Here is a 6,000-nt window from a genome sequence, read left to right on the forward strand (position 1 = left end):
GACACTGACGGTGCTCGGCTGGGCGCGGAGGCCGCGCGACGGCTGGCGGAGGCGGGCTGCTGTGAGATAGCCCCGGGGCTCAGCCTCGAGGAGTTCAGCCGGATCGAGGCGACCTACGAGTTTGAGTTCTCCCCAGAGCATCGCGCCTTTCTGGCCGCGGGGCTGCCGGTTGCCTCGCCCCCTGAGGAAGGCGCGACGTGGGAACAGCCCTGGCCCGACTGGCGCCACGCTGATCCAGACGACTTGCGCTATCGGCTGGAGTGGCCGGTGCGCGAAGTGCTGAGCGATATCGGTCATGGCCGCTGGCATCCGGCCCTGGGGACACGCCCGACCGCCGATGAGGAAGCCGTGGAGGTGGCCCGGGCTGCTTGCGGAAGCGCCACGACTCGTCCCCGTTTACGCGCACCGCTTTCTGCCTGCTGGTCGGGGTACGTGGGGACATCCCGTCCTGTCGATGTGGGGAACCGACATCATCTGCTACGGCCACGATCTGGCCGACTACATCGACCACGAATTCGGTGAGGTCGGCGAGGACGCGCCGTGGGCCCCGCAGGCGTCCGTGCTGTTCTGGAAAGACTTCCTCGGCTGAGATTGCTCCAGGGCTGGCGACAGGCATAGGTGATCTTTGTTGTGCCTGGTGTGATCACAGCCTCGGAGCCGTCCTGGATATCCCCGTTCTCAGGTGTGACCCCGCAGCAGTTCAACCGATTGGTGCGTGCGCTGCGACGCGAAGACGCCGACGCCGCCCGGCGAGGCCGGCCGTGGGGACTCTCGCTGGAAGACCGGGTCCTACTCGTGGCCGCCTACTGGCGGACCAACTTGACGCTGCGCCAGCTCGCCCCGCTCTTCGGCGTCTCGAAGTCCGCCGCTGACCGCATCATCCGCCACCGCTGACCTCTGCTGGCGCTCCGGCCCCGCAAACGGTTCAGTAAGGATGTGTGCTCATCGTGGACGGCACCTTGGTCCCTACCCGGGACCATCAGGTGGCCGAGCAGTCGAAGAACTACCGCTACTCGACAAATCACCAGGTAGTCATCGACGCCGACAGACAAGGCTTCCTTGGGGATGCCGAGATCCCGGGTGAACGTGGCACCATCCCCAGCCGCTTGAGTCCGCTACTGTAACCATTCCAGGAACGTGCGGCACATGGAGAATTGCGGGGGCGTAAGGGGGAAACTTAGAGGTGTGAGCTTAATTCCCCATCCGCTGCGGTCTGTCACAGAGAGCGCCGGATTCGGTTGAGTGCGCTACGTACCTCGACCGTCAAGGCGGCGTCCTTGCCGATGCGCCGCGTCAGGGCTGAGTAAGGGGCCGCAAGCTCCTCGAACGCAGAGTTCGTTTGTCCCATCGACTCTAGCGCCAGTCCTAGGTAGCAGCGAATTTCGACCAGCACGTCATCATCAGACGGGCGTGTGGTGAGCAGCAGGTCCATGAGCGCTCGAAGCGATTTGGCTGCTTCTTCCTCATAGCCTTGCCTCATGCGGCAGTACGCGGCCTTAGCCTGGCACTCCACAACGATGTCGCCTGGGTCTTGGCCGTCTGCTGTTAACTCGGCCGCAAGCATCCCGAACTCCAGGCAAGCAGCATTGAGGTATCCCTCATCGAACAGCGCTTGAGCCTGCCCGATCCGGGCTTCTACGGACAGAGCCTCCTGGGGCCGAAGCGGGGCGACCACAGGAGGAGGGATTTGGGCACGCCCCGAGCCTTGGGCTGGAGATAGTTCCATGAGCTGCCACCGGATTTCCGTCAGCCGGTCACGCAGAATCCGAGCGGAAGCAGGACGGTTGCTCTGGTGCTTGGAAAGGGCTTTCAGCAGCAGGTCATCAAGCACGGGGGGTATTTCCGCCCGCAGCAGGCGGGGAGAGGGGGGAGTGCGGTGGCGATGGCAGTCCATCACCTCGGCTGGTGCCCCCTCGAACGGCGGGGCACCGACGAGAAGTTCATACAGCACACAGGCTAGCGAGTAGAGATCACTGCGCACGGTGACAGGGCTCCCCTGCACGAACTGCTCGGGCGCCATGTAGCAAAAAGAACCCAAGACCCTGGCACCGATCGTCAGTCGGCGGTGCGCCGCTCCGAAGAGAGCGGCCACGCCGTAGTCCAGCAGAACCACCCTCTCGTCTTCAGTTAGCATGATGTTGGTGGGCTTGATGTCCCGGTGAATGACCGGAAAATCATGGGTGTGTTCGAGGATGTCGCAGAGGGCTTCACCTATAGACAGCACCTCCATCACGGGCAACAGCTTTCTGCGGCTGAGCACTTGTTCCAGGTTCTCACCGAGAAGGAACTCCATCGCAATGTACGAAACGCCGGGGCCGGATCGCACCCGGGCATCGTAAACCTTCGGTATGCCTGGATGGTCGAGGCGGGCGAGGAGCCTAGCTTCGCGACGGAAGCGCTCGATCGCCTCCTCCATCTCCTCGTGTTGCCGACCTCCGAGATCTCCAGCAAGGAGCCCGGAGCGGAGGGTTTTGACGGCGACGCTACGGTCGAGATCTAGATGCCGGGCGTGCCAGACCTGGCCCATGGTGCCTTCACCGAGCAGGGCACCCAGGTCGTAACGGTCGTCCAACCCCCATGTGTCACGAGGCACGATGGGCATCACCCTTCTCGGTCACGGAGTGGACCTCATGTGCGAGTTCGCTCAAGGTTCCCTCTCCCGGAAGGAGCCATCGGGACGGTCCCTCCACAGCGCCGGGCGCGTCCGTCCAACCCGCTGTGCGCCAGATGTGCATGATGAGCCCACTGGGTGTGTATCGCCCGTTGTCCGCCGCCCAGACCAGCGGCTTCCGAGCATCGTTCACCCAGGTGGCCATGACACGGTCCGGGTCCTCGTTCAGCCAGTCGCCGACTGCTAGGGCTTCTTCGGAGCCCGGTTGGTACAGAAGTCGAGCGCCATCCGGAATGCGGGCGCTCTCGACCAGGAGGCGCACAGAACTCGGACGGCGTCTGGGGCGTGCGAGCTCCGGCGAGACAGCAGCAGAAGCGCATTCGCTTTGTTCCAGTGCCTTCGCGGCGGTCTGTGCCAGCAGCCGGCACCTTGCGCCGTCGGCGAATAGGCCGGCAATGAAGGTATGCCGACCGAAAAGATCATTCACCGCGGTTACGAGAAGGGCCGGGGTACGACGCGCCCATGCGACGATTTCAGCCAGTACTGCTTCCCATTGGTGGTCCGGGACGGTGAGGGCCTCGTGGCCAGCTGCCTGGAAAGCTACGTGTGTGATGAGCAGGCTGCCGTTGTCGATCAGCGCGCGGACTCGGTCGGTGGCATCGGGGCGCATCTGGTGAAGTGCCTGGCTGACCTTGCGCAATACCTGGACCGAACGCCAGATCTGGACAGCACTCGGTTGCTTGTTGAAGAGCTTGATGTACGCACCGTCGGGCGTCCGCTGCCAGAGGAAGTCTGTATCCTTTTTCGCACCGGCGACGAGTGCCGCGTCGGGGTAGGCACAGGCCAGAGCGGTCGCTGCCTCCACAATCGAGCAGCCCACAGCGGGGGAAGGGGCCGGTACACCCCGCTTGTAAACATACTGTTTGCCGAGTGTCACTGCGAAGTCCTCGCGGATGCGCGCTTGCCGGCTGTCGAGTGCGATGAAGTCCTGTTCCTCCAAGTGCCTTGTGGAGTTCATGGCTCTGGTGATCCGCGCGGGAAGGTCGTGAGGAGCACCTGCCGTGCAGATCACCCTGATCGGCACGCGCGCATACGCTGTGGCGTTCGGTGCCATCGCAACGGCCTGCCGGACGGAGGTGACTGTCTGTGTGCCGTTGACGATGCGGGCACCGGACAGTTCTAGCCGGGCGGGCTCCCCCTCGGCAGCTCGCGCGAAGTACTCCACGTGGACGGCATCACACAGTACGGTGACGCCGCTGCAGGTGTACCAGAAGCCATGAGGATCCTCGACCAGAGCCTTGACGGTTTCCGGATGGGCCTTGATCAGGCCAGGGCTGGTTCTCAGCTCGGGTGCGTAGAGACTCTCCCCGTAGTGCTCATGCCAGTGGGCCAGTTCTTCCGCTCGTACCGTTCCTGAATACGACGGATAGGGAGCCAACATCCCATGCCAGCGATCCGTGAACGTGGCGGTGACGGTCAAGAGCGTGGCGGCTGCATCTTGCCGTGCGGCAGCGTAGAAGTCGGCCAGCCCTAGGAGTCTGACATCCAGGGACTCGTTGGTGACCAGGCCGACATCTGAGGCGGCGCTAGCCAAGATTTCTTCTGTGTTCGCGAGGGTATGACCGTCCCCCAGGACTGCTGCGACCAAGTGAACCTTGCAGCCCGGGGAAGACAGCACTTCTTCGACCTGATCGATCAGCCGGTGGAACCGGTGGTTGAATCGCTCGAACTGCAGATCGGCCACCTGGCGCAGGCCTACGGCCAGTCTGAGCGCGGCCTCCTGGCCGAACCGCGCTGCACCTCGCTCGCTCCACTTGGCTTGGATCAGCCAGATCTCGGGACTGGTGAGGGAGAATGCCACCGCGTCGATGCCCATGTCGCCAGGGCCGTCGATGACAGCCTCGGCGGCTTCCGCGACGCTGCGGTCGGTTAGCATCCGCACCGCTTTCGCCGCCAGTGCCCGGGTCAAGAAGATCGCGTTCTGCATCTGCTCCGAGTTGGTGGACACATCGGTCATGTCGATGACCCCGCCGAACTCCTTCGAGAGTGCGTAGCGGACTTGGCGGATCGCGACGGACCTCTGCGACTCCTGATTGGTGTTGTCACTCATGGCAGTGACCTCCTTTCCTCTGGGCAGCGCGGTCCTGGTATTTCAGGGCAGGTCGTGCGCGTACTCCACAGTGAGGGGACTGGCTACGACACACCGCGGTGCAGTGTCAGTGGCCGACATGCAAGTCGTGACTCGGGCGTATCCCTGTACCCAGGCAGCCGTGATGACAGCCGCGTGCACCGCGTCGAGAGTCTTGAGCAGGTCACACACTCCTTGCGCGCTTAGTTCGTTGCAGGGCTGATGCGCGTCGGTCACGAACTCATCGTGGGTGAGGGCGCTTTCCGCTGCCATTGCCCTGACAACGCGACCGGCAGCGGTGATGAAGGTTGTCCCCATGCTGCAGCCACCGTCGATATCCGTCAGGAGCGGCCCTTCGACCGGGACCGCAGGAAGGCCCAGTAGATGGCGAGCTGAACCGTGCATGATCAGGCGACAGGCGGCCGACTCGTACTCTGGGTCCTCACCGGGAGCGGAGTCGACAAATAGGACCATGTCCCGATAGTCGCCCTTGAGTGTGATGTACCGCAGTGGTGCCTCGAATTGGATCCACTGACCGGCGCGCAGGTCGGGCTCCGTGAACCATCGCGCCGCCTCTTCAAGGTACTCGACCACCTGAGCCAGCTGACGCTGTCGGGAGCTGTCGGCGTCGGTGGCCGGTGCGTCAAGATCGATCCCGCCGACGGGCGTGCTCAAGCGAAGGGCACCTGCCCGCCGCAATCGGCGGGGTTTCGGGATGAACTGCCGCAGCTTGGCGTCCGATAGATAGATGAACTCGCGCAAGGCCGCCCCCAGACCAGTTGTTCGCTTGTGCATCTATCTTGCCAGGACTCACTGACGACCTTCGCTGAATCGTGGTGATCTCGACCCCCTGATCGTGATGGACGCCGACCGCAACGGTCACTCGGCTCGCGCTCGTCCTTACCGCTGGGGCAGTTGTTCGGGGCAGGTTCGGCCCTTCTTGAGGGAGAAGGGGCGGAGAACCCGGCCTCGAACGTTCGCTGGATGGTGGCGGTGGCTAGGCAAGCCCGGTACACCGCCTTGAGGCCAGCGGTGTGGTCGGGGGAGACGCCCATGGAGGGGGCGTACTGCAGCCGGGTGCCACGGGGTTCGCGGAGGGCTGGCGGTGGGCAGTCAGTGGCGTAGTCGCTGGCTCGTGCCGCGCGCACGCGCCGCCTCTGAGGGCGCCGCCCCGGATCCGAGCCCGAGTACGACGATGCCGATAAGACGGATCCCGAGCTGGGAAGGCGGAGGATCCCGGCCCGTGCCCCAGAAGTTCTCT

The 6,000-nt window shown here is 64.0% G+C and carries 4 protein-coding genes and 1 pseudogene; 2 read left to right on the plus strand and 3 right to left on the minus strand.

Features of this window, described 5'->3' with window-relative positions; translation table 11 throughout:
- Positions 1-454 precede the first annotated feature (454 nt).
- Positions 455-589 carry a hypothetical protein gene (locus tag CG747_RS49785; RefSeq protein WP_257980691.1) on the plus strand — a complete coding sequence of 45 codons (135 nt, stop codon included), beginning with the start codon at positions 455-457 and terminating at the stop codon, positions 587-589.
- A gap of 41 nt (positions 590-630) precedes the next feature.
- Positions 631-1,046 (plus strand): annotated as a pseudogene (locus CG747_RS24420) (transposase family protein); the annotation flags it as partial.
- A gap of 170 nt (positions 1,047-1,216) precedes the next feature.
- Here CG747_RS24420 and CG747_RS24425 read toward each other — a convergent pair.
- Genes CG747_RS24425 through CG747_RS24435 form a run of 3 tightly spaced genes read right to left on the minus strand, consistent with a single transcriptional unit; the run spans position 1,217 to position 5,501 of the window.
- The gene (locus tag CG747_RS24425; RefSeq protein ID WP_180985688.1) at positions 1,217-2,572 is read right to left on the minus strand and encodes a serine/threonine-protein kinase; all 1,356 of its coding nucleotides are present in this window, start codon (positions 2,570-2,572) and stop codon (positions 1,217-1,219) included.
- 10 nt (positions 2,573-2,582) lie between these two features.
- Positions 2,583-4,721 (minus strand): AIPR family protein, encoded by a 2,139-nt coding sequence (locus CG747_RS24430; protein WP_100603956.1) that lies wholly within the window; start codon positions 4,719-4,721, stop codon positions 2,583-2,585.
- 42 nt (positions 4,722-4,763) lie between these two features.
- Positions 4,764-5,501 carry an SAVMC3_10250 family protein gene (locus CG747_RS24435; protein ID WP_146022149.1) on the minus strand — a complete coding sequence of 246 codons (738 nt, stop codon included), beginning with the start codon at positions 5,499-5,501 and terminating at the stop codon, positions 4,764-4,766.
- Positions 5,502-6,000: the final 499 nt, after the last annotated feature.

This window comes from Streptomyces sp. CB02959, assembly GCF_002803155.1.
In the GTDB taxonomy this organism is placed as follows: Bacteria; Actinomycetota; Actinomycetes; order Streptomycetales; family Streptomycetaceae; genus Streptomyces.

Bases quoted from the DNA above. Each gene is read 5' to 3' on its own strand.
- CG747_RS49785 (WP_257980691.1), top strand. From the start codon at position 455: ATGTGGGGAACCGACATCATCTGCTACGGCCACGATCTGGCCGACTAC.
- CG747_RS24430 (WP_100603956.1), bottom strand. From the start codon at position 4,721: ATGAGTGACAACACCAATCAGGAGTCGCAGAGGTCCGTCGCGATCCGC.